At 72.5% G+C, this 24,984-nt stretch carries 21 protein-coding genes; 13 read left to right on the forward strand and 8 right to left on the reverse strand.

The annotated features are described in order from the left end of the window. Positions 1-13 precede the first annotated feature (13 nt). Positions 14-1,207, forward strand: a complete 1,194-nt coding sequence (locus tag JTN19_RS18985; RefSeq protein WP_206935852.1) for a TIGR03862 family flavoprotein — start codon at positions 14-16, stop codon at positions 1,205-1,207. Here JTN19_RS18985 and JTN19_RS18990 read toward each other — a convergent pair. Further along, complete coding sequence (locus JTN19_RS18990; RefSeq protein WP_206935855.1) at positions 1,164-1,934, reverse strand: SDR family NAD(P)-dependent oxidoreductase; 771 nt, start codon at positions 1,932-1,934, stop codon at positions 1,164-1,166. The genes JTN19_RS18985 and JTN19_RS18990 overlap by 44 nt on opposite strands. A gap of 39 nt (positions 1,935-1,973) precedes the next feature. Here JTN19_RS18990 and JTN19_RS18995 point away from each other — a divergent pair, with 39 nt between their 5' ends. Genes JTN19_RS18995 through JTN19_RS19005 form a run of 3 tightly spaced genes read left to right on the forward strand, consistent with a single transcriptional unit; the run spans position 1,974 to position 4,432 of the window. Next, positions 1,974-2,873: a YicC/YloC family endoribonuclease gene (locus JTN19_RS18995; RefSeq protein ID WP_206935858.1), complete on the forward strand. Its 900-nt coding sequence runs from the start codon at positions 1,974-1,976 to the stop codon at positions 2,871-2,873. After that, positions 2,863-3,504, forward strand: coding sequence for a guanylate kinase (gene gmk, locus JTN19_RS19000; RefSeq protein WP_206935860.1), 642 nt, complete (start codon positions 2,863-2,865; stop codon positions 3,502-3,504). Before JTN19_RS18995 ends, gmk begins: the two co-directional genes overlap by 11 nt. Continuing rightward, positions 3,497-4,432: an AEC family transporter gene (locus JTN19_RS19005; protein WP_340643372.1), complete on the forward strand. Its 936-nt coding sequence runs from the start codon at positions 3,497-3,499 to the stop codon at positions 4,430-4,432. Before gmk ends, JTN19_RS19005 begins: the two co-directional genes overlap by 8 nt. A 3-nt stretch (positions 4,433-4,435) precedes the next feature. On the opposite strand, the gene JTN19_RS19010 is transcribed toward JTN19_RS19005, so the two are convergent. From JTN19_RS19010 to JTN19_RS19035, 6 genes are read right to left on the reverse strand one after another with little or no spacing between them, the layout of a single operon-like run. After that, a complete protein-coding gene (locus JTN19_RS19010; protein WP_206935862.1) occupies positions 4,436-5,920 on the reverse strand; it encodes a Ppx/GppA phosphatase family protein in 1,485 nt (494 codons plus the stop codon). A gap of 4 nt (positions 5,921-5,924) precedes the next feature. Next, complete coding sequence (locus JTN19_RS19015) at positions 5,925-8,105, reverse strand: RNA degradosome polyphosphate kinase (protein WP_242531284.1); 2,181 nt, start codon at positions 8,103-8,105, stop codon at positions 5,925-5,927. A gap of 10 nt (positions 8,106-8,115) precedes the next feature. Then, positions 8,116-8,826, reverse strand: a complete 711-nt coding sequence (locus JTN19_RS19020) for a P-loop NTPase family protein (RefSeq protein ID WP_206935867.1) — start codon at positions 8,824-8,826, stop codon at positions 8,116-8,118. Then, positions 8,823-9,980: an AI-2E family transporter gene (locus JTN19_RS19025; protein WP_242531285.1), complete on the reverse strand. Its 1,158-nt coding sequence runs from the start codon at positions 9,978-9,980 to the stop codon at positions 8,823-8,825. The genes JTN19_RS19020 and JTN19_RS19025 overlap by 4 nt, the downstream gene beginning before the upstream one ends. Further along, a complete protein-coding gene (locus tag JTN19_RS19030) occupies positions 9,980-10,594 on the reverse strand; it encodes a CDP-alcohol phosphatidyltransferase family protein (RefSeq protein WP_242531286.1) in 615 nt (204 codons plus the stop codon). Before JTN19_RS19030 ends, JTN19_RS19025 begins: the two co-directional genes overlap by 1 nt. Then, positions 10,581-11,297 (reverse strand): hypothetical protein, encoded by a 717-nt coding sequence (locus tag JTN19_RS19035; protein ID WP_206935869.1) that lies wholly within the window; start codon positions 11,295-11,297, stop codon positions 10,581-10,583. The genes JTN19_RS19030 and JTN19_RS19035 overlap by 14 nt, the downstream gene beginning before the upstream one ends. A 61-nt stretch (positions 11,298-11,358) precedes the next feature. Here JTN19_RS19035 and purM point away from each other — a divergent pair, with 61 nt between their 5' ends. Genes purM through JTN19_RS19050 form a run of 3 tightly spaced genes read left to right on the forward strand, consistent with a single transcriptional unit; the run spans position 11,359 to position 13,290 of the window. Continuing rightward, on the forward strand, positions 11,359-12,441 hold the full coding sequence (gene purM / locus JTN19_RS19040) for a phosphoribosylformylglycinamidine cyclo-ligase (RefSeq protein ID WP_278008900.1): 1,083 nt from the start codon (positions 11,359-11,361) through the stop codon (positions 12,439-12,441). Then, positions 12,438-13,118 carry a phosphoribosylglycinamide formyltransferase gene (gene purN, locus JTN19_RS19045; RefSeq protein WP_206935871.1) on the forward strand — a complete coding sequence of 227 codons (681 nt, stop codon included), beginning with the start codon at positions 12,438-12,440 and terminating at the stop codon, positions 13,116-13,118. The genes purM and purN overlap by 4 nt, the downstream gene beginning before the upstream one ends. A 13-nt stretch (positions 13,119-13,131) precedes the next feature. After that, positions 13,132-13,290: a preprotein translocase subunit SecE gene (locus tag JTN19_RS19050; RefSeq protein ID WP_206935873.1), complete on the forward strand. Its 159-nt coding sequence runs from the start codon at positions 13,132-13,134 to the stop codon at positions 13,288-13,290. A 49-nt stretch (positions 13,291-13,339) separates the two neighbouring features. Here the strand turns inward: JTN19_RS19050 and ndk are convergent, their stop codons facing one another. Further along, complete coding sequence (gene ndk / locus JTN19_RS19055) at positions 13,340-13,762, reverse strand: nucleoside-diphosphate kinase (RefSeq protein WP_206935875.1); 423 nt, start codon at positions 13,760-13,762, stop codon at positions 13,340-13,342. Positions 13,763-13,898: 136 nt separating this feature from the next. Between ndk and JTN19_RS19060 the strand changes: the two genes are divergently transcribed. From JTN19_RS19060 to JTN19_RS19085, 6 genes are all read left to right on the forward strand, one after another. Beyond that, complete coding sequence (locus tag JTN19_RS19060) at positions 13,899-15,767, forward strand: ABC-F family ATP-binding cassette domain-containing protein (RefSeq protein WP_206935877.1); 1,869 nt, start codon at positions 13,899-13,901, stop codon at positions 15,765-15,767. Further along, on the forward strand, positions 15,764-16,399 hold the full coding sequence (locus JTN19_RS19065) for a methyltransferase domain-containing protein (protein WP_206935879.1): 636 nt from the start codon (positions 15,764-15,766) through the stop codon (positions 16,397-16,399). Before JTN19_RS19060 ends, JTN19_RS19065 begins: the two co-directional genes overlap by 4 nt. Further along, positions 16,396-17,505: an alpha/beta hydrolase gene (locus JTN19_RS19070; protein ID WP_206935881.1), complete on the forward strand. Its 1,110-nt coding sequence runs from the start codon at positions 16,396-16,398 to the stop codon at positions 17,503-17,505. The genes JTN19_RS19065 and JTN19_RS19070 overlap by 4 nt, the downstream gene beginning before the upstream one ends. Before the next feature lie 31 nt (positions 17,506-17,536). Continuing rightward, positions 17,537-18,499, forward strand: a complete 963-nt coding sequence (locus JTN19_RS19075; protein WP_206935883.1) for a Bug family tripartite tricarboxylate transporter substrate binding protein — start codon at positions 17,537-17,539, stop codon at positions 18,497-18,499. A gap of 83 nt (positions 18,500-18,582) precedes the next feature. Beyond that, positions 18,583-22,173 carry a hydantoinase B/oxoprolinase family protein gene (locus tag JTN19_RS19080; RefSeq protein WP_206935885.1) on the forward strand — a complete coding sequence of 1,197 codons (3,591 nt, stop codon included), beginning with the start codon at positions 18,583-18,585 and terminating at the stop codon, positions 22,171-22,173. Beyond that, positions 22,170-24,980 carry an AsmA family protein gene (locus tag JTN19_RS19085; protein WP_206935888.1) on the forward strand — a complete coding sequence of 937 codons (2,811 nt, stop codon included), beginning with the start codon at positions 22,170-22,172 and terminating at the stop codon, positions 24,978-24,980. The genes JTN19_RS19080 and JTN19_RS19085 overlap by 4 nt, the downstream gene beginning before the upstream one ends. Positions 24,981-24,984: the final 4 nt, after the last annotated feature.

Consider the following 24,984-nt stretch of genomic DNA (forward strand, 5'->3'; position numbering starts at 1 on the left):
TGTGCCCCGCCTGATGACCTCCTCTCCCTCCGTCGCCGTGGTGGGCGCCGGCCCCGCGGGCCTCGCGGCCGCGGAGGTGCTGGCGCAGGGCGGCGCGCGTGTCACCGTCCATGACGCCATGGCCCGGCCGGGGCGCAAATTCCTGCTGGCCGGCCGGGGCGGGCTGAACCTGACCCACAGCGAGCCGCTGGACCGCTTCCTCGCTCGCTACCCGGCACCGATGCGGCCCTTCATCGAAGCCTTCCCTCCCCAGGCGCTCATTGCTTGGTGCGAGGCGCTGGGCCAGCCCGTCTTCACCGGCAGTTCCGGCCGCGTCTTCCCGGTGGCGATGAAGGCCTCGCCGCTGCTGCGGGCTTGGCTGCGGCGGCTGGAGGCGCTGGGCGTCACCTTCCGCGCCGGCTGGCGCTGGCAGGGTTTCGGCCCGGGCCGCACACTGCGCTTCGACCAGGGCGGGGTCACGCCCGATGCCGCCATCCTGGCATGTGGCGGCGCCTCCTGGCCGCAACTCGGCAGCGACGGCGCCTGGGCCCAGGCTTTCCCCGAAGAGGCCGTCGCGCCGCTGGAGCCCGCCAACATGGGCTTCCATGTCGGCTGGTCCGTCCCCTTCGCCACGCGCTTCGCCGGCGCGCCGCTGAAGCGCGTGGTGCTGCGGCTCGGCGATCAATCCTGGCGCGGCGAGGCCATGATCTCCGCGCGCGGCATCGAGGGCGGGATCATCTACGCCGCGGCGGCCGCCCTGCGCGGGGCGGTGCCCGTCACCGTCATGCTCGACCTCCGGCCTGACCTTGACCTCGCCGCGCTGCGCGCCCGGCTGGGCGGCGGCGCGCAATCCCTGGCCAACCGGCTACGCCGCGCGGGGCTCGCTCCCGTCGCCGCCGGGCTGGTGCAGGAGGCGTTGCGCGCCGGCGCCCCGCGCGAGGACGTCGCGGGCCTGTTGAAGGCGCTGCCCGTCAGGTTGGAGGCGCCCATGGGCCTGGCCCGCGCGATCTCGACGGCGGGCGGGCTGCGCTGGGAGCAGCTTGACCCGCGTCTCATGCTGCGCGACCGCCCCGGCATCTTCTGCGCCGGCGAAATGCTGGATTGGGAGGCGCCCACCGGCGGCTACCTGCTGCAAGGCTGCTTCGCCACCGGCCAGGCGGCGGGGCAGGGGGCGCTGGACTGGCTCAGATCGCCTTCGGCGGCACCAGCGACATCAGCCGGTTCCTGAGCCCCGGCGGCAAGGCGCCCACGATCCGCGAGATGAGATACAGGCGGCGCGGATAGACGATTCGCAGCTTCCCCCGCTCAATCCCCTTCAGCGTGCGGGCGGCCGCCTGCTCGGCCGTCATGAGCCAGGGCATGGGAAAGGCGTTGCGCTCGGTCATCGCGGTGCGGACGAAGCCCGGGCAGACCGCGTGCAGCCGGATGCCCCGCGCGCGCTCGGTGGCGTCGCGCGCCTCGGTCCAGCGCTGCACCGTGGCCTTGCTGGCGCTGTAGGCGGGCGCCGAGGGGCCAGCCACGAAGGCGGCCAGCGAGGCCACCACCGCCACATGGCCGCGCCAGCCATCCGCGCCGGGCGCCTGCTCCGCCATCACCTGCAGGGCGGGCAGGGTGGTGTTCATGGCCCCCAGGATATTCGTCTCGAAGATGTCGCGCGCGGCGGTCGCGGCCTCGGTCGCGTGACCCGTGCCGGCGCTGACGCCCGCATTGGCGATGACGAGGTCAAGCCGCCCCGCCCCCAGGATCCAGTCGTCCATGGCCGCGCCGTCGCGCACATCCACGCAGCGCGTATGGACCTCGGCGCCCAGGGCGCGGCAGGATTCCGCCACGGCCTCCAGCACGTCGGCGCGGCGGGCGCCCAGGTGCAGCGTGGCACCCGGCCGCGAGACGGCGCGCGCCAGCGCCGCCCCCAGCCCGGAGGAAGCACCGGTGATCAGCACATGGTCGAAGGGCATCGCTGGACTCCCGGGGCGCGGCGCGGGACAAGCCGCGACATGACAACATCCCTGCAAAGCATGACGGGCTTCGCGCGGGAAGCCGGAACCCTGCCGGACGGCGCCGCCTATGCCTGGGAGCTGAAAAGCGTGAATGGGCGCGGCCTCGACCTGCGGCTGCGCCTGCCGAATGGCCTGGATGCGCTGGAGCCCGCCTTGCGCGAGGCGGCGGCGCGGCGGTTGAAGCGGGGCAACGTGCAGGTGGGGCTGTCGCTGCGCGCCGAGCTGCGCCCCGCCCTCGCGCCCGACCCCGTGGCGCTCGACCAGGCGGTGCGGCTGGCACAGGAACTGGCCCAGCGCCTGGGCGCGCCGCCCCCGCGCGCCGAGGCGCTGCTCGCCCTGCCGGGCGTCATGCGCACCGAGACCGCCGAACCCGACGAGGCCGCGGAATCCAGCCGTCGGGCGGCCCTGCTCGTGGGGTTCGAGCGGGCGCTGGATGGCCTCGTCGCCGCGCGCGGCGCGGAGGGCGCGCGGCTCGCCGCCATCCTCGCCGCGCTGCTGGACGAGATCGAGGCCCTCTGCGCCGCCGCAGCCGCCGAAGCCGCGACCCAGCCCGCCCAGCAGCGCGACCGCTGGCTGGAAAGCCTCGCCGCCCTGCTCGACGACAAGGCCCGCGCCCGCATTCCGGAGGAGCGGCTGGCGCAGGAAGTCGCGCTGCTCGCCACGAAATCCGATGTGCGGGAAGAACTGGATCGCCTGGCCGCCCATATCGCCGCCGCCCGCGCCCTGGTGGCGGCGGGCGAGGGGGCGGGCCGCAAGCTGGATTTCCTCGTGCAGGAGTTCGTGCGCGAGGCCAACACCCTGTGCAGCAAATCGGCCAGTGTCGCGTTGACGCGCACGGGTCTTGACCTCAAGGCGGCCATCGAGCGGCTGCGGGAGCAGGCGGCGAATGTCGAGTGAAGCCCCCAAACCCAGCCGGCGCGGCGTTTGCCTCGTGCTGGCGGCCGCCCCCGGCGCGGGTAAGACCAGCGTCTCCCGCGCCCTGCTGGCGACCGAACCGGAGCTGGAACTCTCCATCAGCGCCACCACCCGCGCCCCCCGTCCCGGCGAGCAGGAGGGGGTCCACTACTTCTTCCGCAGTCCCGAGCAATTCGACGCCATGGCCGAAGCCGGCGAGCTGCTGGAACATGCCCGCTTCCTGGGCCGCGCCTATGGCACGCCGCGCGCGCCGGTCGAGGCGGCGCTGGCGGCGGGGCGTGATGTGCTGTTCGACATCGAGTGGCAGGGCCACCGCCAGCTCCGTGCGAAGCTGCCGCAGGATGTGGTGGGGGTCTTCCTGCTCCCGCCCTCGCTGGCCGAGCTGGAACGGCGCCTGAACGCCCGCGCCCAGGACACGCCGGAGGAGATCGCCCGCCGCATGGAGGCCGCGCGGCATGAGATGGCGCACTGGCACGAATTCGACCACATCCTGGTCAATGAGGATTTCGACCGCACGGTGAGTGACGTGCGCGCCATCCTGCACGCCGCCCGCACCGAGCGCGCGCGGCTGCCGGGGATGGTCGCCTTCATGGAGACCCTGCTCGGTGCATGAGGCGGCCCTGGTGGTGCTGGAGGTGGTGGCGCCCATCTTCTCCATCATCCTGATGGGCTACCTGGCCGCCCGCCGCCGCTGGATCAATGAGGCGGGCTTTGCCGGCATGAATGCCTTCGCCTTCAGCCTGGCCGCGCCCGCGCTCCTCTTCGCCGCCGGCACGGCGGGGCACCAGGGGGGTGGCTTGGCCGCGCTGGCCTTCTTCCTGGGCTGCGGCGTGCTCTATGCCGCCACCCTCTGGGGTGCGCGGCGCGCGGGAATCCCCCTCGCCGCCGCGGGGACGCTGGGGTTGAACGTCACCTTCGGCAACACGGTGATGATGGGCATCCCGCTGGTGGCCGCGGCCTTCGGCCAGGCGGGTCTGTCGGTTCTCCTGACCATCCTGGCGCTGCACGCCATGCTGCTGCTCGGGACGGCGACAGTGGTGGCGGAAATCGCGCAGAACAGCGGCGCGCGGCCGCTCGCCCTCCTGCGGAACACGCTTATGGGGGTGGCGCGCAACCCGGTGGTGATGGCGGTGCTGCTGGCTTTGCTCTGGAGCAGCCTGGGCTTGCCCGTGCCGGCGGCGGCGCGCACCACGCTCGAGATGCTGGGGGCTGCGACCTCGCCACTCGCGCTGTTCTGCCTGGGCGCGAGCCTGACGGGCTTCGCCGCCGCGGGGCTCTGGGCGCAGACGGGGGCCATGGTGGTGCTGAAGCTGGCCGCCCTGCCGCTGCTGGTCTGGGGTTTTTGCCGCCTGCTGGGGGTGAGCGGGTTCGAAACCTCGGTCGCCGTGGTCACCGCCGCCCTGCCCACCGGCGCCAACGCCTTCCTGATGGCCCGGCGCTACGCCTCAGGCGCGGATGGCTCGGGGGCGGCGGTGCTGATCTCGACGGTGCTGTCGGTGGTCACGCTGTCGGCGCTGTTGACCTTGTTCCGGGCGGGGTAGGCGTCACTCCACCTCCAGCGACGCCTCCAGCCCCAGCGCCACCGCCAGCGCGTCCAGACGGCGCAATACGCTCTCCCCCGCGAAGACGCCGGCGCCCTGCGCGAGGCGCAGCACCAGCCGCTGGCCGCGCCGCTCCAGCCGCGTGGCCTCCAGCAGCGAGGGCACGCCGCCCGAGAGCGTGAAGCCCAGCCGCAACGCGGCCCCCAGTGTCTCGGCCCGCCGCGTGGTGGCGGCCGAGAGCAGCAGCCGCGCCGGGGCCAGGAAGGGCGCCAGCGGGTCGGCCTCGTAGCGCAGCGCCGCCACCAGCGCGAGATAGGCGCGGGCGTGGTGGTCCAGCCCCACCCCGTGCAGCCGCAGCAGGCGCAGGAAGGCCTGTTCGGCGCGGTATTCGGGGTGGTCGCGGCTGCCGCTGTCGCTGATCCAGCAGGCGGCGGCCCGCAGGGCGCTGTCGGCCTCGGCCTCCTCGGCCAGGGGTTCCAGCCAGCGCAGCAGGGCGGGCGGCAGCCCCATGTCGCGGCCATTGCGCTGCGCGATCTCCCGCGCGGCGGCCAGCAGGGGGTCCTCCTCGCGTTCGCGGGGGGGCAGGCGCTGGGCATACCAGCCCTCGCGCAGCCCATTGGCCGAGAACACCACGCGGGCGGCGCCCGAGGCGCGCAGCAGCCGGCGCATCACCACCGCGGCGAAGGGCAGGTCGGCCAGGCGCTTGGTGGGGGCGGCGGGCATCCGCTCCAGTGACTTGCGCGGGGCGTTCATGATGACGCCGGCGAGGTCCCGCGCCTCCTCCCGCCGGATGGCGTAGTGGTGGACGATGTTGAGGGGATAGCCCGTCTGCACGATGTGGATGCGCGCCAGCGCCCGGAAGGTGCCGCCCACCAGGAACAAATCCTTCAGCGGCGTGGCGCCCAGCCAGGGCACGGATTTCAATTCGGCCTCCGCGATGGCGCGGGCGCGGGTCGCATCGCCCTCCGCCCGCTCGCCCAGGCGGATGGTGCCGATGGGCAGGGAGGCCGTGTCGGTGATGCGCCCCTGCGAAAGCCGCACCAGTTCGAGCGAACCGCCGCCCAGGTCGCCCAGCACCCCATCGGCCATGGGCACGCCCAGCAGCAGGCCCTCGGCCGAAAGCCGCGCCTCCTCCTCGCCGGTCAGGACGTTGAGCCGCGCGCCGGGCATGACGCGGGCCATCGCCTCCAGGAATTGCGCGCCGTTGCTGGCGTCGCGCACGGCGGCGGTGGCCATCACCTCCAGCGGCTCGGCGCCCATGCCGCGCGCCAGGGCGTGGTAGCGGCCGAGCACGGTCAGGGCCTGGCTGGCGGCGGCCTCGTTCAGTTCGCCGGTGGTGTGCAGACCGCGGCCCAGCCCCAGCACCGCCTTCTCGTTGAAGATGACATGCGGGTTGCGGCCGAGCCCCTCATAGACCACCAGCCGCACCGAGTTGGAACCCAGGTCCACCACGCCGGTGCGGATGCGGGTGGTGATGTTCGAATCCATACAGTCAGTCCTGATGCAATCGGTCTTGGCGGGCGCGGCGGGAGGTGGCCGAGCGCACGGGCCGTGACAGCGCGCTGCCGCGGCCGGAGAGCGAGGGGTTGGTCATGAAGTATTCGTGCGCCGAGAATTGCCGCGGGTCCGGCGCGCGGCGGCGCCAGGTGCCGTCGGGCTCCAGGTCCCAGCTTTGCGCGGCGTCGCGCAGGTTCACCACCATGATCTGGTCCAGCACCTGGGCGTGGACGGTGGCGTTCTCGACCGGCACCATGGTCTCGACGCGCCAGTCCATGTTGCGCGCCATCCAGTCGGCGCTGGAGATATAGACCCGCGCGCGGCGCGAGGGCATGCGGTGCCCGTTGCCGAAGGCATAGACGCGGCTGTGCTCGAGAAAACGGCCCACGATGGACTTCACCCGGATGTTGTCCGACAGGCCAGGAACGCCCGGACGCAGGCAACAGATGCCACGCACCACGCATTCCACATGCACCCCGGCCATCGAGGCGCGATAGAGCGCGTCAATGAGGTCCCGGTCCACCAGGCTGTTCATCTTGAGCCAGATGGTGGCCGGCTTGCCTTCGCGCGCGAAGGCGACCTCCTGCTCGATCAGGCCCATGAGGGTGGGGCGGATGGTCAGCGGCGCGAAGGCCAGCTTTTCCATGTCCTCGGGGCGGGCGTAGCCGGTCATGTAGTTGAACAGCTTGGCGGCGTCGCGCGTCAGCGTGGGCTCGGCCGTGAAGTAGCTGAGGTCGGTGTAGATGCGCGCCGTGATGGGGTGGTAGTTGCCCGTGCCGAAATGGGCGTAGCTGCGAAGCCCGCCGCCCTCGCGCCGCACCACGAGTGAGACCTTCGCGTGGGTCTTCAGCTCCACGAAGCCGAAGACGACCTGCACGCCGGCCGCTTCCAGTTCGCGCGCGATGGAGATGTTGCGCTCCTCGTCGAAACGCGCCTTCAGCTCCACCATGGCGGTGACGGACTTGCCGGCCTCGGCGGCCTCGATCAGGGCGCGGGCGATGGGGCTGTCGCGGCTGGTGCGGTAGAGCGTCTGCTTGATGGACACCACCGAGGGGTCCCGCGCCGCCTGCCGCAGGAACTGCACCACCACGTCGAAGCTCTCATAGGGGTGGTGGACCACGATGTCCTTGGCGCGGATCGCCGCGAAGCAGTCGCCGCCGAAATCCAGGATGCGCTCGGGGAAGCGGGGCGTGTAGGGCGTGAACAGCAGGTCCGGCCGGTCATCCACGATCATCTGCGAAAGGTCCGCCACACCGAGCAGGCCGTTCACCGTGAAGATGCCGTCGGGCGAGGCGTCCAGCTCTTCCGCCACGAACTCGATCATGTCGGACGGCATGCGCGCATCCACGGCCAGGCGGATGGCGCGGCCGCGGCGGCGCCGCTTCAGCGCCGTCTCGTAGGAGCGGACGAGGTCCTCGGCCTCCTCCTCGAACTCCACATCGGTGTCGCGGATCAGGCGGAACAGCCCGCGCTCGGCCACGATGAAGCCAGGGAAGAGGTGGTGCAGGTTCAGCGCCACCACATCCTCCAGCAGGGCGAAGCGGATGCCCTCCTCGCCGGGGGGCAGGCGGATGAAGCGGTCCACCTGCGGCGGCAGCGGGATCAGCGCGCGCATGGTTCCGCCATCCTCCTCGCGCACCAGCTTCAGCACCATGCAGAGCGCGAGGTTGGAGATGAAGGGGAAGGGGTGTGCCGGGTCCACCGCCAGCGGCGTCAGCACGGGGAAGACGCGGTCCTGGAAGAAGGCCTCCAGCCAGGCGATGTCCGGCTCGCCCAGCGCATCGGCGTCCAGCAGCGTCACGCCGGCGGCGCGCAGCTGCTTGTGCAGCGTGGTCCAGGCCGTCTGCTGCCCCTCGATCAGCTTCAGCGCCCGCTGGTGGATGGCCTGCAATTGCTGCGTGGGCGAGAGCCCGTCCGGCGAGAGGGTGGTGACGTTCTCGCGCTCCTGCCCCACCAGCCCGGCCACGCGCACCGAATAGAATTCGTCCAGGTTGGAGCCCGAGATGGCCACGAAGCGCAGCCGCTCCAGCAGCGGGTGCTGGGGGTTCGCCGCCTCCTCCAGCACGCGGGTGTTGAAGTCGAGCCAGGACAGCTCGCGGTTGAAGAAGCGGCCGGGCTCCTGCGCGGGTTCGGGGGCGGGCGGGGCGATCTGGGGCAGGGTCACGGCGCTGGGCATGGCGGGCACGCTACAGCAACCTGGCGTGTTCGCGCAGGAGGTCCGGCGCCGCTGTCTCGAAACCATCATGATCGAGCAGGGGCGCCAGGGCGGCCAGGGCGGACCGAAGGGTGGGCCGCGCATGGGTGCCGAGCGTGGCACGATCCAGCCGGGCCACGGCTTCGGCCATCGCGGCCGCGCTGCGCGGCAGGTGCAGCCGCAGCCGCGCGCCCAGGCCCGGGTCCAGCGACAGCTGCCGGTCCGCCAGGTGCTTGGCGAAGAGCGCGTCCAGAAGCGCGTCGGAGGGCTCGTTGGTCATGGCCACCGCCGTGGCGGCGAGGCGGGAGCGCAGATCCGGCAGCGCCACCGTCCAGCGGGAGGGGGCGGCACGCCCGGCCATCAGCAGCGGCAGGCCGGCCTCGGCGCAGGCGTTGATCAGGTGGAACAACGCCGCCTCCTCGCCCGGGGCATCGGCCATATCCAGCGCGATGCCGCGGGTGGGGGCCTCGGGCAGGCCGCGCAGGGCGGGCCCTTCGCGCAGCTCCCAGCCGTGGGCCGCCGCCATCATGTGCAGCAGGTGCGTCTTGCCCGTGCCGGGGGGGCCGGCCAGCAGCAGGCGCCCATGCGGCCAGCGGTCAGGCTCGGACAGCCAGCGCAGCGCCTCCTCGTTGCTGGCGTCGGCGATGAAGTCGGCCGCGGCGAAGGAGGGGGCGAGTTCCAGGGGCAGGGCGAGCTGGATCACGGCCCATCCCCCGGCCGCGGCGGGTCGAGATAGACGGGGCTGTCCAGGTAGCGGCGCAGCCAGTAGCGCGCCAGCACGCCCACCGCCGCCGCGATGGGCACGGCCAGCAGCACACCGAGGAAGCCGAAGGCCACGCCGCCGGCGAAGAGGGCGAAGATGACCCAGACGGCGTGCAGCTCCACGCGGTCGCCCAGCAGGCGTGGGTAGATGACATAGCCTTCCAGCACCTGGCCCAGCACGAAGATGCCCACCACCAGGATCACGCCATTCCAGTCGCCCCATTGCCCGATGGCGAGCAGCACCGACAGCGCGAATCCCGTCAGCGACCCCACATAGGGAATGAAGGAGAGCAGCCCGGACACCAGGCCCACCATCAGCCCCAGCTCCAGCCCCACGGCCGAGAGGGTGATGGCGTAGAAGGCCCCCAGCGCCAGGCAGCACAGCAGCTGTCCGCGCAGCCAGGCGGAGAGCACCCGGTCCACGTCGCGCGCCAGTTGCAGCACGGTGGGGGCGGAGCGCCGGGGCAGCCAGCGCTCCAGCCGGCCCATGATGCCCGGCCAGTCGCGCAGCAGGTAGAAGCTGACCACGGGGGTCACCACCGCCAGGGTGAAGACGTGGAACAGCGCCATGCCCTGGCCCAGCAGCCGTGTGGCCGAGGTGCCGAGCCAGCCCACCATGGTCCCCGCCTGGCTGATGATGAGTTCGCGCAGCCGCGCATCCACCATCTCGGGCCCGGCGGCTTCCTCCAGCGCCAGCAGGAAGTCGCGCAGGGCCGCGTTGATGGTGGCGATGTAGCCGGGCAGCCGCGTCAGCAGCACACCGATCTGCGCCAGGATCAGCGGGTAGAGCAGCAGCACCGCCAGCAGCCCCAGCAGCAGCAGCATCGTGACCAGCAGGATGGCCGAAAGCCAGCGCGGCATGCCCAGGCGCGCCATGCGGCTGGCCAGCGGGTCGAGGAAATAGGCGATGCAGGCGGCCAGCACGAAGGGCGTCAGGATGGCCGAGAACATCCAGAGCCCGAGCAGCAGCGCGATACCCACTCCCACCAGCAGCGCCAGGCGCTGACGGCGGCTCGGGCCCGTGGGGGGCACGCGTCCGCGCCCAGGAGGCGGGGCGGGCAGGGAGGGCAGGCGCGCCACCATGTCGGGCGGCATCAGTCGAGGCCCTTCAGGCGCCGCGCGGCCCCCGCCACATAGGCGATGCCGGAGGCCAGGGTGGTTGCCGCCACCAGCCAGACCAGCGTCTCCAGCGCCAGCGGCATGGCGGGGCCCAAGCCCGCCGTGAACAGCGCCAGCGCGGCGAGCCCGATCTGCAGCGCGGTGTTCACCTTCGAGACGAGGATGGGCTGGATGACAGGGCGCTGCCCCACCATCCAGAGCAGCAGCAGCCCGCCCACAATCAGCACGTCGCGGAACACGACCAGGATGGCCAGCCAGTCGGGCAGCACCTGGATGGCCGCCAGCGTCACATAGACCGAGACCAGCAGCGCCTTGTCCGCCACCGGGTCGAGCAGCGCGCCGATCTGCGAGCGCGCGTTCATCACCCGCGCCAGCCAGCCATCCAGCGCGTCGGACAGCCCGGCCGCGACGAAGACGAGGAAGGCCAGGTCCAGCCGCTTCTGCAGGATCAGCCAGATGGTGGCCGGCACGGCCAGCAGCCGCGCGAAGGTGATGATATTAGGAAGGGTCAGCAGGTCATGCGCGGGCGAGGGGCCCGGCGCGGGCGCGCCGGGTGGCGGTGTGCCGGGTCCGGGCTCACCTGCCGCCAAGGCCCACCTGCCAGACCGGCCCGGCGCTGTCCACGAAAAGGCCCATGGCCGAGAGGCTGGAAGCGGCCTCGGCCGGCAGGCTCCGCAGCCCGAGGCGCACCCGCGCGCTGTCCATGTTCATGGCCAGCACCTCGACGCTGACCACGCTGCCGGACTGCATCATGCGCCGCCGCAGTTCGAGCCAGGCGGGGAGCGAACCCAGCACGGCCTCGGCCTCGATGGTGGAGGTCGCGGCCATCGGGACATTGAGCGCGAGGCCGCCTGTCCCGGGCGCGGGGCCACCGGCCATGCCGCCGCCCACGGACCGGCCAAGCGCGGCGCTGACGGCCCCCGGCGAGAACTGCACCGTCACGCGGCCGATATAGCGGGTGGCCGTGGTGCGCTCCTCCTCGATGATGATGGCGGCCACCATGGAGTCCAGCTGCGAGGCCGGGGGCGCCGAGCGCGATTCGCCCAGCGCCTCGGCCATGCGCTGGAAGGCGATGCGGGTGGCGGAGGCATGCGCCAGCTCCCGCGCCGCGACCGCATTGGCCGCGCTGGCCTCGGCCGGCACGCCACGTTGCACCAGGGGGTTGTCCTGCGCCGCCAGGGGGAGGCAAAAGACGGCCGTGAGCATGAGGCCGAGCAGGCCGCGCCGCAGCGCCGCCATCAGCCGGGCGGGCGTGGTCGCGGCCCGCGCGGTCGTCCTGTATCCTGCATCCAAGGCGGCTGTCCTCCTGACCGGGGTGCATCGCACCGTTTGACTTAGCCCATCGGAGGCGACCCTGAACAGTTCGCACGACAAAGACCCGACCCCCAATGGGCTGACCTATGCGCAGGCCGGCGTGGATATCGAAGCCGGCGACGCGTTGGTGGAACGCATCAAACCCCTCGCGCGTTCCACCGACCGTGCGGGAACCATGGGGGGCCTGGGCGGCTTCGGCGCGCTGTTCGACCTGAAGGCCGCGGGCTTCATCGACCCCGTGCTGGTCAGCGCCACCGATGGCGTGGGCACCAAGCTGCGGCTCGCCATCGAGGCCGGGCGGCATGGCGAGGTGGGGGTGGACCTCGTCGCCATGTGCGTGAACGACCTGGTGGTGCAGGGCGCCGAGCCGCTGTTCTTCCTGGACTATTTCGCCACCGGCAAGCTGGATGTGGCGCACGCGGCCGAGGTCGTCTCAGGCATCGCCGAGGGCTGCCGCCAGGCCGGCTGCGCTCTGGTGGGCGGCGAAACGGCCGAGATGCCCGGCATGTATCATGGCGGCGACTATGACCTGGCCGGCTTCGCCGTGGGCGCGGCCGAGCGCGGCGCCCTGCTGCCGCGCGGGGTGGGGCCGGGCGATGTGCTGGTCGGCCTGTCCAGCTCGGGCGTGCATTCCAACGGCTTCTCGCTGGTCCGGCGCATCCTGGAGGCGAGCGGCGCGCGGCTGGAGGCCGAGGCGCCCTTCGCCCCCGGCAAGACGCTGGCCGAGGCGCTGCTGGCCCCCACCCGCATCTATGTGAAGCCGCTGCTGGCGCTGCACCGGGCGGGCATGCTGAAGGCCGCCGCCCACATCACGGGCGGGGGCCTGCCGGGCAATCTGCCGCGTGTGCTGCCCGAGGGCGTGCATGCCGTGGTGGAGGCCGGCGCCTGGACGCCGCCCCCCGTCTTCCCCTGGCTGGCCCGCGCCGGCGGCGTGGCCGAGGCCGAGATGCTGCGCGTGTTCAACTGCGGGATCGGCATGGTGGCCGTGGTCGCGGCTGAACATGCGGAGGAGGCGGTGGCCCGGCTCAACGCGGCCGGCGAGACCGCCCAGCGCATCGGCACGATCGAGGCCGGCGGCGGCGAGGAGGCCGAGGTGGTGATGCGGGGCCGCCTGTTTTCATGACGCGGCCCAAGGTCGCGGTCCTGATTTCGGGCCGCGGGTCGAACATGGCGGCGCTGTTGGAGGCGGCCGCCCAGCCCGACTACCCAGCCGAGATCGCCCTGGTCCTGTCCAACCGCGCCGATGCGGCGGGTCTCGCCCATGCCGCCGGGCGGGGCGTGCCCACGGCGGTGGTCGAGAGCCGCGGCCGGACCCGCGAGGCGTTCGAGGCCGCGCTGCAGGCCGAGCTGGCCGCGCATGGCATCACCCTGGTCGCGCTGGCGGGCTTCATGCGGGTGCTGACCGAGGGCTTCGTCCGCGCCTGGGAAGGGCGGATGGTGAATATCCACCCCTCGCTCCTGCCCGCCTTCCCGGGGCTGGACACCCATGCCCGCGCGCTGGCCGCGGGTGTCCGGCTGCATGGTTGCACCGTGCATCTGGTCACGCCCGGGGTGGATGAGGGCCCCATCATCGCCCAGGCCGCGGTGCCCGTCCTGCCCGACGACACGGAGGCGGCCCTGGCCGCGCGGGTCCTGACCGAGGAGCACCGCCTCTACCCGGCGGCGCTGGCCTGGCTGGCTTCAGGGCGGGTGCGGCTGGAGGGCGGGCGCGTGGTGGGAACGCTGCGGACCGCGACGGGCGCGCTGGTGAACCCCTTGCCCGGATACGCGCCGCTTCCTACACATCGCGCCAAGGATTGAGGAGAGCCCTGAGATGGCCGAGCAGCACCACGATATCGAGTTCGTCGAAGTGAAGGCCGAGGACATCATGTCCGAGCGCCAGGGCCTCTACGACGCCTTCATGGCGTCCATTCCCTGGGCCGTGGGCGCGACCGCGGTGCTCCTGGTGCTGATCTACCTGATCTGGGGCTGAGCCCCGCGGCGTAAAGGGGGGCGGTCGCCCGCCCCCCCCCCGACATCGTTCAGCCGACGATTTCGCTGCCGGCGAAGAAATAGGCGATCTCGATGGCCGCGTTCTCGGCGCTGTCGCTGCCGTGCACGCTGTTGGCCTCGATGCTCTCGGCGAACATCTTGCGGATGGTGCCCTCGGCGGCGTTGGCCGGGTTGGTGGCGCCCATCAGCTCGCGGTTCTTGGCCACGGCGTTCTCGCCTTCCAGCACCTGCACCACCACGGGGCCCGAGGTCATGAAGGACACCAGCTCGCCATAGAAGGGGCGGGCGGCGTGGACTTCGTAGAACTTCTTGGCCTGCGTCTCGGTCATGTGGATGCGCTTCTGCGCCACGATGCGCAGGCCGTTCTCCTCGAACACGGCGTTGATCTTGCCGGTGAGGTTGCGCCGCGTGGCGTCGGGCTTGAGGATGCTGAAGGTGCGTTCGATGGCCATGGGGATATTCCTGCCGTTGGGATGTGGCGCTGGCCGGGCGGATAGGCGTCCACCGCCCCGGGCGCAAGCCCTCGGCCCTTGATTCCCCGCGCGGACGCGCTGACGGCGGGTGTCGCCCCGCGCTATAACCACGCGCATGACCGTCCTGACCCTCCGCGACCTGACCCTGCGCATGGCCGGCCGCCCGCTGCTGGAGGGCGCCTCGCTGCAAGTGGACACCGGCCGCAAGATCGGCCTGGTGGGCCGCAACGGCGCCGGCAAGTCCACCCTGATCCGTGCCATCCTGGGCGAGGTGGGGCTGGATGGCGGGGAGATCCGCCTCGCCGCGCGCGCGCGCATGGGCCATGTGGCGCAGGAGGCGCCGGCGGGGACGGAGAGCCTGCTGGACATTGTCCTCTCCGCCGACACCGAGCGCGCCGCCCTGCTGGCCGAGGCCGAGGCCGGCCCCGAGCCCATTCGCGCGGCCGAGATCCAGGAACGCCTCATCGCCATCCAGGCCGACAGCGCGCCGTCGCGTGCGGCTACCATCCTGGCGGGGCTGGGCTTCGACGCGGCGGCGCAGGCGCGGCCCTCCTCGGAGTTCTCGGGCGGCTGGCGGATGCGCGTGAGCCTGGCCCGCGCCCTCTTCCTCGAGCCCGACCTGCTGCTGCTGGACGAGCCGACCAACCACCTGGACCTGGAGGCGGCGCTCTGGCTGGAAGGCTGGCTGCAGCGCTTCTCGGGTGCCGCCATCGTCATCAGCCATGACCGCGGCATGCTGGATCGCTGCGTGGATTCCATCGCGCACCTGGATCAGCGCCGGATCACCCTCTACCCCGGCAATTTCGAGAGCTTCGTGCGCATCCGCACCGAGCGCGCGGCCCAGCAGGCGGCGCAGAATGCCCGCATCGCGGCGCAGCGGGCGCATATGCAGGCCTTCGTGAACCGCTTCCGCGCCCAGGCCACCAAGGCGCGCCAGGCGCAATCCCGCCTCAAGGCGCTGGAACGCCTGCCGCCCATCAAGGCCATCGTGGAGGACAGCGAAACCCATTTCGCCTTCCCCGAACCGGAGCAGCTTTCGCCCCCCATCCTCAGCGTGGCGCGCGGCGTGGTGGGCTATGGCGAGCGCGCGGTGCTGCGCGGCCTCGACATCCGCATCGACCAGGAGGACCGCATCGCGCTGCTGGGCGCGAACGGCAACGGCAAGTCCACCCTGGCCAAGCTGCTGGCCGGGCGTCTCGGCCTCATGGGCGGGGAGATGCACCGGGACCGGCGCATCCGCGTGGGCTATTTCGCCCAGCACCAGGCCGATGAGCTGAACCCGGACGGCACGCCGCTCTCCCATATGCAGGAGGCCTTGCCGCGCGCCACCCCAGCGCAATGCCGGTCCCAGCTCGCGCGCTTCGGGCTGGATGCCGACCGCGCGGAGACCCGCGTGACGGCCCTTTCCGGCGGCGAGAAGGCCCGGCTGCTGCTGGCGCTGACGACGCGCGAGGCGCCGCACATGCTCATCCTCGACGAACCGACCAACCACCTCGACATCGATGCGCGGGAAGCCCTGGTGCGCGCGCTGGCCGACTACCAGGGTGCGGTGCTGCTCATCAGCCACGACCCGCACCTGGTGGAGTTGGTGGCGGACCGTCTCTGGCTGGTGGCCGATGGCGCGGTCACGCCCTTCGAGGGCGACCTGGACGACTACCGGGCGCATCTGGCGCAGCGCGCCCGTGGCGGCGCCAAGCCCAGCGAGGCGCCCCCCGTCCGCCGCGACGAACGCCGCGGCCGCGCCGAGCAGCGCCAGAACCTGGCCCCCCTGCGCCAGCGCCTGCGCGAGGTCGAGGCCGCCATGGAGAAGCTGAACGCCGAGGCGCGCGTCATTGACGACGCGCTGGCCGACCCGCGCCTCTATGACCGCAACAAGCCTGACCTGATCGCCCGCGCCACCGCCCGCCGCGCCGCCATCGCCAAGGAGGTGGCGGCGCTGGAGGAGGAATGGCTGGAACTCAGCGAATCGCTGGAGGCGGCGTGAAGCGGCAGGACAGCATTCGCGCGCGCATCAACCGCGATTGGGACGGCGCGCGCTATTACGCCCAGGCGGAGAATTGGCTGGGCTTCTTCTGGTCTCCCGATAAGCCCGTGCTGAAATACTTCAATCGGCTGGATCTCTCGCGCACCATCGAGCTGGCCTGCGGCCATGGCCGCCACGCGGCGCAATGCCTGGACCGCGTGGGCGAGATTACGCTGGTGGACGTGAACGAGAGCAACATCGCGCATTGCCGCCAGCGCTTCGCCGGCGATGCGCGGGTGCGCTACGTGGTCAACAACGGGCACGATCTGGCGGATTGCGACACGGGCGCCCACACCTCGCTCTACTGCTATGACGCCATGGTGCATTTCGAGCTGCTGGACGTGATCGACTACCTGCGCGAGATGCACCGCGTGCTGGTGCCGGGCGGCCTCGCCTTGCTGCACGTGTCCAACAACATGCAGAACCCGGGCGGCTACTATCAGCAGAACGACCGCTGGCGGAATTTCGGCAGCGTGGACGTGGTGCGCCATGTGGCGGACCGTCTGGACATGCCCTGCATCGCGCATGAGATTTTCGACTGGGGGGGAACGCCGAAGGTGGATGGCCTCGTCCTGCTGGAGCGCCGACCATGACCCTTTCGCCCATCCCGCTGCCGCATGGCATCCAGAGCCGCATGGTGCAGCATGTGAACGGCCTGGCCATGCATGTGCTGGAAGCGGGCCATGAGACGCCGGGCCGCCCGCTGCTGTTGCTGCTGCACGGCTTCCCGGAACTGGCCTATTCCTGGCGCCATGTGATGCGGCCGCTGGCGGCTTCGGGCTTCCATGTGGTGGCCCCCGACCTGCGTGGCTATGGCCGCACCACGGGCGCCGACACGCGCTATGACGGGGACCTCGCGCAGTTCCGCCAGATGAACTTGACGCGCGACGTGGTGGGGCTGGTCCACGCGCTGGGCCACAAGCGCGTGCATGCCCTGGTGGGGCATGACTTCGGCTCGCCCGTCGCGGCACATGCCACGCTGGTGCGGCCCGACATCTTCCCGGCCGTGGCACTGATGAGCGCGCCCTTCAGCGGCCCGCCGGCCCTGCGCGACGGCACCCCGCCGCCCGCGCAGGACATCGTGGCCGAGCTCGCGGCCATCGGGCGCAAGCATTACCACTGGTATTACTCGACGCCCGAGGCCAACGGCGACATGACGGGCGCGCCGCAAGGCCTGCCCGCCTTCATCCGCGGCTACTACCACCACAAGAGCGCCGACTGGGCGGAGAACATACCCGTTCCCCTCACGGCCTGGAGTGCGGCGGAACTGGCGAAGCTGCCGACCTACTACGTCATGAACCTGCACGAGGACATGGCGCAGACGGTGGCCCCCCACACGCCCCCGCACCACAGCCCCTGGCTGACCGAGGAGGACGTGGCCTTCTACGCCGGGGAATACGCCCGCACCGGCTTCCAGGGCGGGCTGAACTGGTACCGCATCCGCACCTCCAGGCGGTTCGACGCGGACATGGAGGCCTTCACCGGCCGCACCATTGACGTGCCCAGCCTGTTCATCGCCGGCGCCTCGGATTGGGGCATCCACCAATCGCCCGGCGCGCTGGCGCGGATGAACGGCACCGCCTGCACCGACATGCGCGGCGTGCACCTGGTGGACGGTGCCGGCCATTGGGTGCAGCAGGAACAGCCCGAAGCCACGACGCGACTGCTGCTCGACTTCATCAACACCCTGCCGGGCTGAACCCGGCCGGACCCCCGAGGGAGGTTTTTCCATGCTGACCCGCCGCGCCAGCCTTGGCGCCACCATGGCCGCCTTGGCGGCCCCGCGCCTGGCGCGCGCCCAAGGGGCGCCGCTGCGCCTCATCGTGCCCGCCCCGGCCGGCGGCTCCACCGACATCCTCGCCCGCGTCGTGGGGGAGCGCGCGGGGCAATTGCTGAACCAGCCCGTGGTGGTGGACAACCGCGGTGGCGCGGGCGGCATCATCGGCACCGAGGCGGCGGCCCGCGCGGCCCCGGATGGCAACACCCTGGTGCTGGGCCACAACCAGACCCATGCCTCCAACCAGTGGATGGCGCCCAGCCTGCCCTATCACGTCGTGGAAAGCTTCGTGCCCGTGGCGCGGCTCGCCACCGTCCACCATGCCACCGTGGTGCCCGCCAATTCCCGCGCGCAGGACATGGCGGGGCTGGTGGCGATGGGCCGCAATGGCGGGCGGGTGAACTACGCCTCCTCCCAGGCGGGCAGCGCGAGCCATGTCATCGCCGAGACCTTCGTGCGGCGGATGCAGATGGAGGCGACGCATGTGCCCTATCGCGGCGGCGCGCCGGCGGTGACGGACACCATCGCGGGCGTGGTGGATTTCTTCGTCTCGACCTGGCCGCAGATCGTGACCTTCGTGCGGGATGGCCGGGTGCGGGCGCTCTCCATCGGCGCGCCGATGCGCCTGCCGGAATTCCCGAACGTGCCCACGACCGAGGAAGCCGGCGTGCCCTTCATGGCGGTGGATGCCTGGTTCGGCCTCTTCGCGCCGCGCGGCACGGCCGAGGCCCGGGTGGCCCAGCTGGGCGCCGCCTTCATCGCCGCCCTGGGTGAACCCTCGGTGGCCGAGCGCGCGGTTCGGGCAGGGCTGAACAGCGCGCCGCTGACGCCGCTGGAGTTCACCGCCTTCCATCTGAGCGAGGTGCAGCGCTGGCGCGACATGGCCGAGCTGACCGGCATCCGCATGAGCAGCTGAACCGGATGTGATCGCGGCGCGCTTCCCCCTTGCGCGCCGCGCCCGCTGCCTTCAAACCGGAAAGGCAGGCAGGGGGCGGGTGAATGGCGGCTGGGCGCTGGCAATTCTGGGTGGATCGGGGCGGCACCTTCACCGACATCGTGGCCCGGCACCCGGACGGGACGCTCTCCACCGCCAAGCTGCTGTCCGAAAACCCTGAACGCTACCGGGATGCCGCCGTGGCGGGCATCCGACAGATCCTGGGCGTGGCCCCCGGCGCCCCCCTGCCCGAGGGCGCCGTCGAGGCGGTGAAGATGGGCACCACGGTGGCCACCAACGCCCTGCTGGAGCGCAAGGGCGAGGCCGTGCTGCTGCTGGTGAACCAGGGCTTCGCCGACATGGCGCGCATCGGCAACCAGGCGCGGCCGCGGCTCTTCGACCTGCATGTGAAGCTGCCCGAGCTGCTGCACGCGCGCGTGGCCGAAATCCCGGGCCGTGTGGCGGTGGACGGCACCGAGATCACGAAGCTGGACGAGGGCGTCGCCCGCGCGGCGCTGCGCGCCGCCCATGCGGAGGGCATACGCGCCGTCGCCATCGTGCTGATGCACGCCTGGGCGCACCCGGCGCATGAAACCCGCCTCGGTGAGATCGCGTCGGAAGAGGGCTTCACCCAGATCAGCCTCTCGCATCAGGCGAGCCCGCTGCCGCGCATCGTGCCGCGCGGGGATACGGCGGTGGTGGACGCCTATCTCTCGCCGATCCTGCGGCGGTATGTGGCGCAGGTGGCGGAAGAGCTTGGGGCCGGCCCCAGGCTCTTCTTCATGCAATCCTCCGGCGGGCTCGCGGAAGCCGGCGCCTTCCAGGGCAAGGACGCCATCCTCTCCGGGCCCGCGGGCGGCATCGTGGGCGCGGCGCGCACGGCGGCCATGGCGGGGTTCGAGCGCATCATCGGCTTCGACATGGGCGGCACCAGCACCGATGTGGCGCTCTATGCCGGCCAGTATGAGCGCGCCTTCGAAACCGTGGTGGCCGGCGTGCGGATGCGCGCGCCCATGATGGCCATCAACACGGTGGCGGCCGGCGGCGGCTCCATCCTGCATTATGACGGCGCGCGCTTCCGCGTGGGGCCGGACAGCGCGGGCGCCGTGCCAGGCCCCGCCGCCTATCGCCGCGGCGGCCCGCTGACCGTGACCGACGCCAACGTCATGACGGGCAAGATCCAGCCCGCGCATTTCCCGGCCATCTTCGGCCCCGATGGCGACCAGCCCCTGGATGCCGGGACGGTGCGTGCGAAGTTCGCCGAGCTTGCCGCCCGCATCGGCCAATCGCCGGAGGAGGTGGCGGAGGGTTTCCTCCGCATCGCCGTCGCCAACATGGCGCATGCCATCCGGCAGGTCTCACTCCAGCGCGGCCATGACGTGACGCGCTTCACGCTCGCCTGCTTCGGCGGCGCGGGCGGGCAGCATGCCTGCCTGGTGGCCGATGAACTCGGCATGGAGACCGTGTTCCTGCACCCCTTCGCGGGGGTGTTGAGCGCCTATGGCATGGGGCTGGCGGACCAGTCCGTGATCCGCGAGGCCGCCATCGAGGCCCCGTTGGAGGAGGCCGCCATCGCGCCGCTGCGCGAGCGCCTCGCGGCGCTGGAGGAGGCGGGCCGCGAGGAACTGGCGCGCCAGGGGGCTGACGCCACGGCCCTCACGGCCCAGCACCGCGTCCATCTGCGCTATGCCGGTACCGACAGCTTCCTGCCCGTCCCCATGGGCGACGCCGCCGAATTGCTGGAGCGCTTCACCGCCGCCCACCGCGCCCGCTTCGGCTTCGCCACCCCCGAACGCCCCGTGGTCATCGAAGCCGCCGTGGTCGAGGTGACGCTGCCTGGCGACGCGGTGGCCGAGACGCCGCTCGCCCCCCGTCCGGCCGGGGAGGCTATCCCGCTTCTCGACCGCGTGCGGGTCTTCATGGCGGGCGCGCACCACGACGCGCCGGTGCATGATCGCGATGCCCTGCGCGCGGGCGATGCCATCCGCGGCCCCGCTCTGATCCGCGAGGCCATCGCGACCACGGTGGTCGAACCCGGCTGGGAGGCGCGCGTCACGCCGCTCAACCACCTGGTGCTGCACCGCGTGGAGGCGCGGGTGGCGGCGCGGGAGGCCGATGCCTCGCGCCCCGATCCGGTGATGCTGGAGCTGTTCAACAACCTCTTCATGGCCATCGCCGAGCAGACCGGCACGGTGCTGCAGAACACCAGCCAGAGCGTGAACATCAAGGAGAGGCTGGATTTCTCCTGCGCCATCTTCGACGCGACCGGCGCGCTGGTGGCCAATGCGCCCCACGTGCCCGTGCACCTGGGCGCCATGGGCGAGAGTGTCCGCACCGTGATCGCCTCGCGCGGCAAGACGCTGCGCCCGGGCGACGTGGTCGCGCTGAACAACCCCTACAATGGCGGCACGCACCTGCCGGACGTGACGGTCATCACGCCGGTCTTCGACGAAGCCGGCACGGAGATCCTGTTCTTCGTGGGCAGCCGTGGTCACCACGCCGATATCGGCGGCCTGACGCCGGGCTCCACGCCCCCCGGCTCCGCCACGCTGGAGGAGGAGGGCGTCGTCATTGACGACTTCCTGCTGGTGGAGCAGGGCCGCTTCCGCGAGGCCGAGTTCCGCGCCCTGCTGGAAGGCGCCCGCTACCCCGCCCGCGCGCCGGAGGTGAACATCGCCGACATCAAGGCGCAGGTGGCGGCGAACGAGACCGGCGTGCAGGAACTCCGCGCCGCCGTGGCCAATTTCGGCCTGGAGACGGTGCGCGCCTATATGCGCCACGTGATGGACAATGCGGAGGAGAGCGTCCGCCGCGTGCTGGCGAAGCTGAAGGATGGCCGCTTCGAGACGCGCACCGATGACGGCACGCCGCTGGTGGTGGAGGTCCGCGTGGACCAGGCCAATCGTCGCGCCATCATTGACTTCACCGGCACGGGCCCGCAGCGGCCGGACAATTTCAACGCGCCGCCCGCCGTCTGCCGCGCCGTAGTGCTCTACTGCTTCCGCACCCTGGTGGGCGAGGACATCCCGCTCAATGATGGCTGCCTGAAGCCGCTCGAGATCATCGTGCCGCCGGCCAGCTTCCTCAGCCCCGAGCCCGGCCGCGCCGTGGTGGCCGGCAACACCGAGGTCAGCCAGATGACCTGCAACGCGCTGCTGGCCGCACTCGACGCCTGCGCCAGCGCGCAGGCCACAATGAACAACCTCCTCTTCGGCGACGCGCAATACCAGTATTACGAGACGGTCTGCGGCGGGGTGGGCGCGGGCCCTGGCTTTGACGGCGCCAGCGCGGTGCAGACCCACATGACCAACACCCGCATGACCGACCCCGAGATCCTGGAGATGCGCTACCCGGTGCGGCTGGAGGAATTCTCCATCCGGCGCGGCTCGGGCGGCGCGGGGCAGTGGCACGGCGGCGACGGCTCGCGCCGGCGCATCCGCTTCCTGCGGCCCATGCAGGCGGTGGTGGTCGCCTCGCGCCGCAATATCGCGCCCCATGGGCTGCATGGCGGCGCCGATGGCGCGCCCGGCCGGCAATGGGTGGAGCGCGCGGACGGCACCACCACGCCCATCCCCGGCAATGCCGGCAAGGCCGATCTCGGCGTGGATGACGTGCTGGTGCTGGAAACGCCAGGCGGCGGCGGCTGGGGCAGGTGAGGGGCGCGCGCCTCCTCGCGCTGATCCTCGCCCTCGCGGCCGCGCTGGGCGCGGTCGCCATCTATGCCATCCCGCGCACGCTGGACTGGGACCGCCACCGCGGCACACTGGCCGCCATCGCTTCCGAACGGCTGGGCCGCGCCGTCGCCATCACCGGGCCCATCTCGGTCGAACTGCTGCCCCAGCCGCGGATGGAGGCGCAGGGGCTGCTGATCGGCTGGGAGGAGGACGACATCCGCATGACGGCGCGGGGCATCCGCCTGCGCCTCGCGTTGCCGGCCTTGCTGCTCGGCCGCATCGAGGTGCGGGAGATGGCGCTGCTGGGGGCCGTCATCCACCTGCCCTGGCCATTGACCTCGTTGCCGGGGGTCTTCCAGCCTGCCTTTCCCGCCGGCTTCGACGCTGAGATCGAGGACAGCCAGGTCATCCTGGGCGGCGCCGTGGTCGAGGGCGTCACCGCCCGGCTCCGCGCCGGCGCGCCCCATGAGGCGATGACGGCCGAGGGCAGCCTCGCCTGGCGTGGCCGCCCCATGCGCTTCCAGGCCCTGCTGCGCCCCGCCTCCGATGACGGGGTGGCGGCGCTCGATTTCCTGGGCGAGGTTCAGGGGGCCAGCCTGCGCGCCCGCGGCGCCCTGCTGGCCGAGGGCGGCTTCGAAGGCCGGCTGGAGGCCGAGGGGCCGCGCCTCGCCGCCCTCCTGCCCGCGCCCCCCGGCGCCTTCCGCGCCACGGCCGAGCTGGAGGCGGGGGTCGAGCGCATCGTGGCCCGCAACATGTCGCTGCAATTCGGGGAGCAGCGGGTGCGCGGTTCCGCCACCCTCACCCTCGGGCCCGGTTCGGAGTTCCGCGCGGCGCTGGCGGCGCCCAGCCTCGATGTGGAGCCCTGGCTCGCCGCGCTGCGCGGCACCACGCCGCCGGCCATCCCCGTCGTGCTGGACATCGCGGCCGAGCAGTCGCGCCTCGGCCCGCTGCCGCTGCGAAGGCTGCGCGCCTCCGCGCGGCTGGAGGGGGAGCGGCTGGCGCTCTCGGATGTCGCGGCCGAATTGCCGGGCGGGACCGAGGTGCGGCTGGCCGGGGCCGGGCAGGGGCCGATGCTGGACCTTGCCCTGTCCTTCCGCTCGGAGCAGGCGGGGGCGTTGGCCGGCGCCATCGGCTGGCCTTCCGCCCTCCATCCTGGGGCGGGCAGCGCGGAGGGCCGCTTCCGCCTCGCGGTGGAGGGGCCGCAATATTCCGTCTCGGAGTTGCGGGCGCGCTGGGGGGCGGCCACGGTCACGGGCGGCTTCGTGTGGCGCGCCGGCGCGCGGCCACGCCTTGCGCTCGGCCTCGATTTCGACGCGCTGGAATCCGGGCCGGCCCTGCCGGCGGTGATGGAGGCCCTGCGCGCCGCCGGCCGCGGCACCGATGTGCAGCTGCGCCTGGGCTTCGGGCGGCTGGCCCTGGGCGATGCGGTGTTCGAGCGCCTGGCGCTGGACGGCGCGGCGGAAGGCGGGCGCCTTCTGCTCCGGCGGATGACGGCGCGGCATCTGGGCCTCGACTTCACCCTGACGGGTGCGCTGGACGATGCGCGGCTCCATGAGATGTCGCTGGAGGCCGAGGGCGCGGCCGGCCCGGTGCTGGCGCTGCTGGGGCTCGACCACCCTGGGCTGTCGGCGCAGCCCTTGCGGCTGCGTGCCTCGGGGGCTGGGCCGCTGGAGGCGCTGGCCCTGCGTGCCGAGGCCGAGCTGGCCGAGGCCCGGCTGGAATGGCAGACCACGCTCGACTTCGGCGCCCGCACTGGCCAGGGCAGCTTCACCTTGCGCCACCCCGGGGCCGCGCGGCTGCTGGGGCGGTTCACCGATGGCGCGGCGCTCGATTGGCTGGGCGAGGGGTCGCTTTCTGTCGTTGCCGCCCTGGGCCACCGGCCCGGTCAATGGAATGTCGAGAACCTGGAATTCGTGGCGGGCGGGGCGCGGGCGCGTGGGCAGCTTGGCATCGCCCCCGGCCGCGAAGGCCGCGCCGCCGTCACGGGGCGCCTGGCCTTCGAACGGCTGCCGCTGCCGGCGCCGGAGCGCTGGCGGTTCGGCGCGGCCGGCGCGCTCGACCTCGCGCTGGACCTGACGGCCGAGCAGGTGGCGGTGCCGGGGCTTCCCGTGCTGACCGAGGCCTCCGCCGCGCTGCGCGGGGACGCGACCGGCCTGCGCCTGGGCGATGGCCGCGCCACCCTGCTGGCCGGCGAGGCGCAGCTGGAAGCCCGCATCGAACCCGCCGGCGACACCCGCCGCCTGCGGCTCGATGGCGGGTTCGAAGGCTTGTCGCTGGGCGGCCCCGTCTTCGGGCGGCCACTGGACGTGACCGCCGGTCGGCTCGCCGGCAGCTTCCGCCTGGCCGCCGAGGGCATGGATTCCGCGGCCGCCCTGCGAAGCCTGTCCGGCTCGGCCGAGATCACGCTGCGCGACGGCGTGGTGGGCGGCTTCGACGCCCCCGTCGCGGTCGCGGCGCTGGGCTGGGAGGATGTCGCCGCCGCCGAGGCCGCGCTGCGCCGGGCGCTGGGCGGCGGCACCACGCCGGTCGAGCGCGGGCTGCTGCGCATGCGGGTGGACCAGGGCACGGCCTGGATCACGGATGGCGAGCTGCGCGGAGATGCCGGGCTCCATCTGGGGGTTGGCGGCCATTTCGGCCTGGCCGAAGATGGGCTGGCGCTGCGGCTGGAACTGCCTGTCCCCACGGGGGCGCCGGCCGCGGGGCTCGACATCCTGGGGCAAAGCCGCGTGCCGGATCGCCGGCCGGACATCACCCCCTTCCTGCGGTGGCGCGCCGAAGCCCCCCGCTGAACAC

The organism is Roseococcus thiosulfatophilus (assembly GCF_017311575.1).
Taxonomy (GTDB): Bacteria; Pseudomonadota; Alphaproteobacteria; order Acetobacterales; family Acetobacteraceae; genus Roseococcus; species Roseococcus thiosulfatophilus.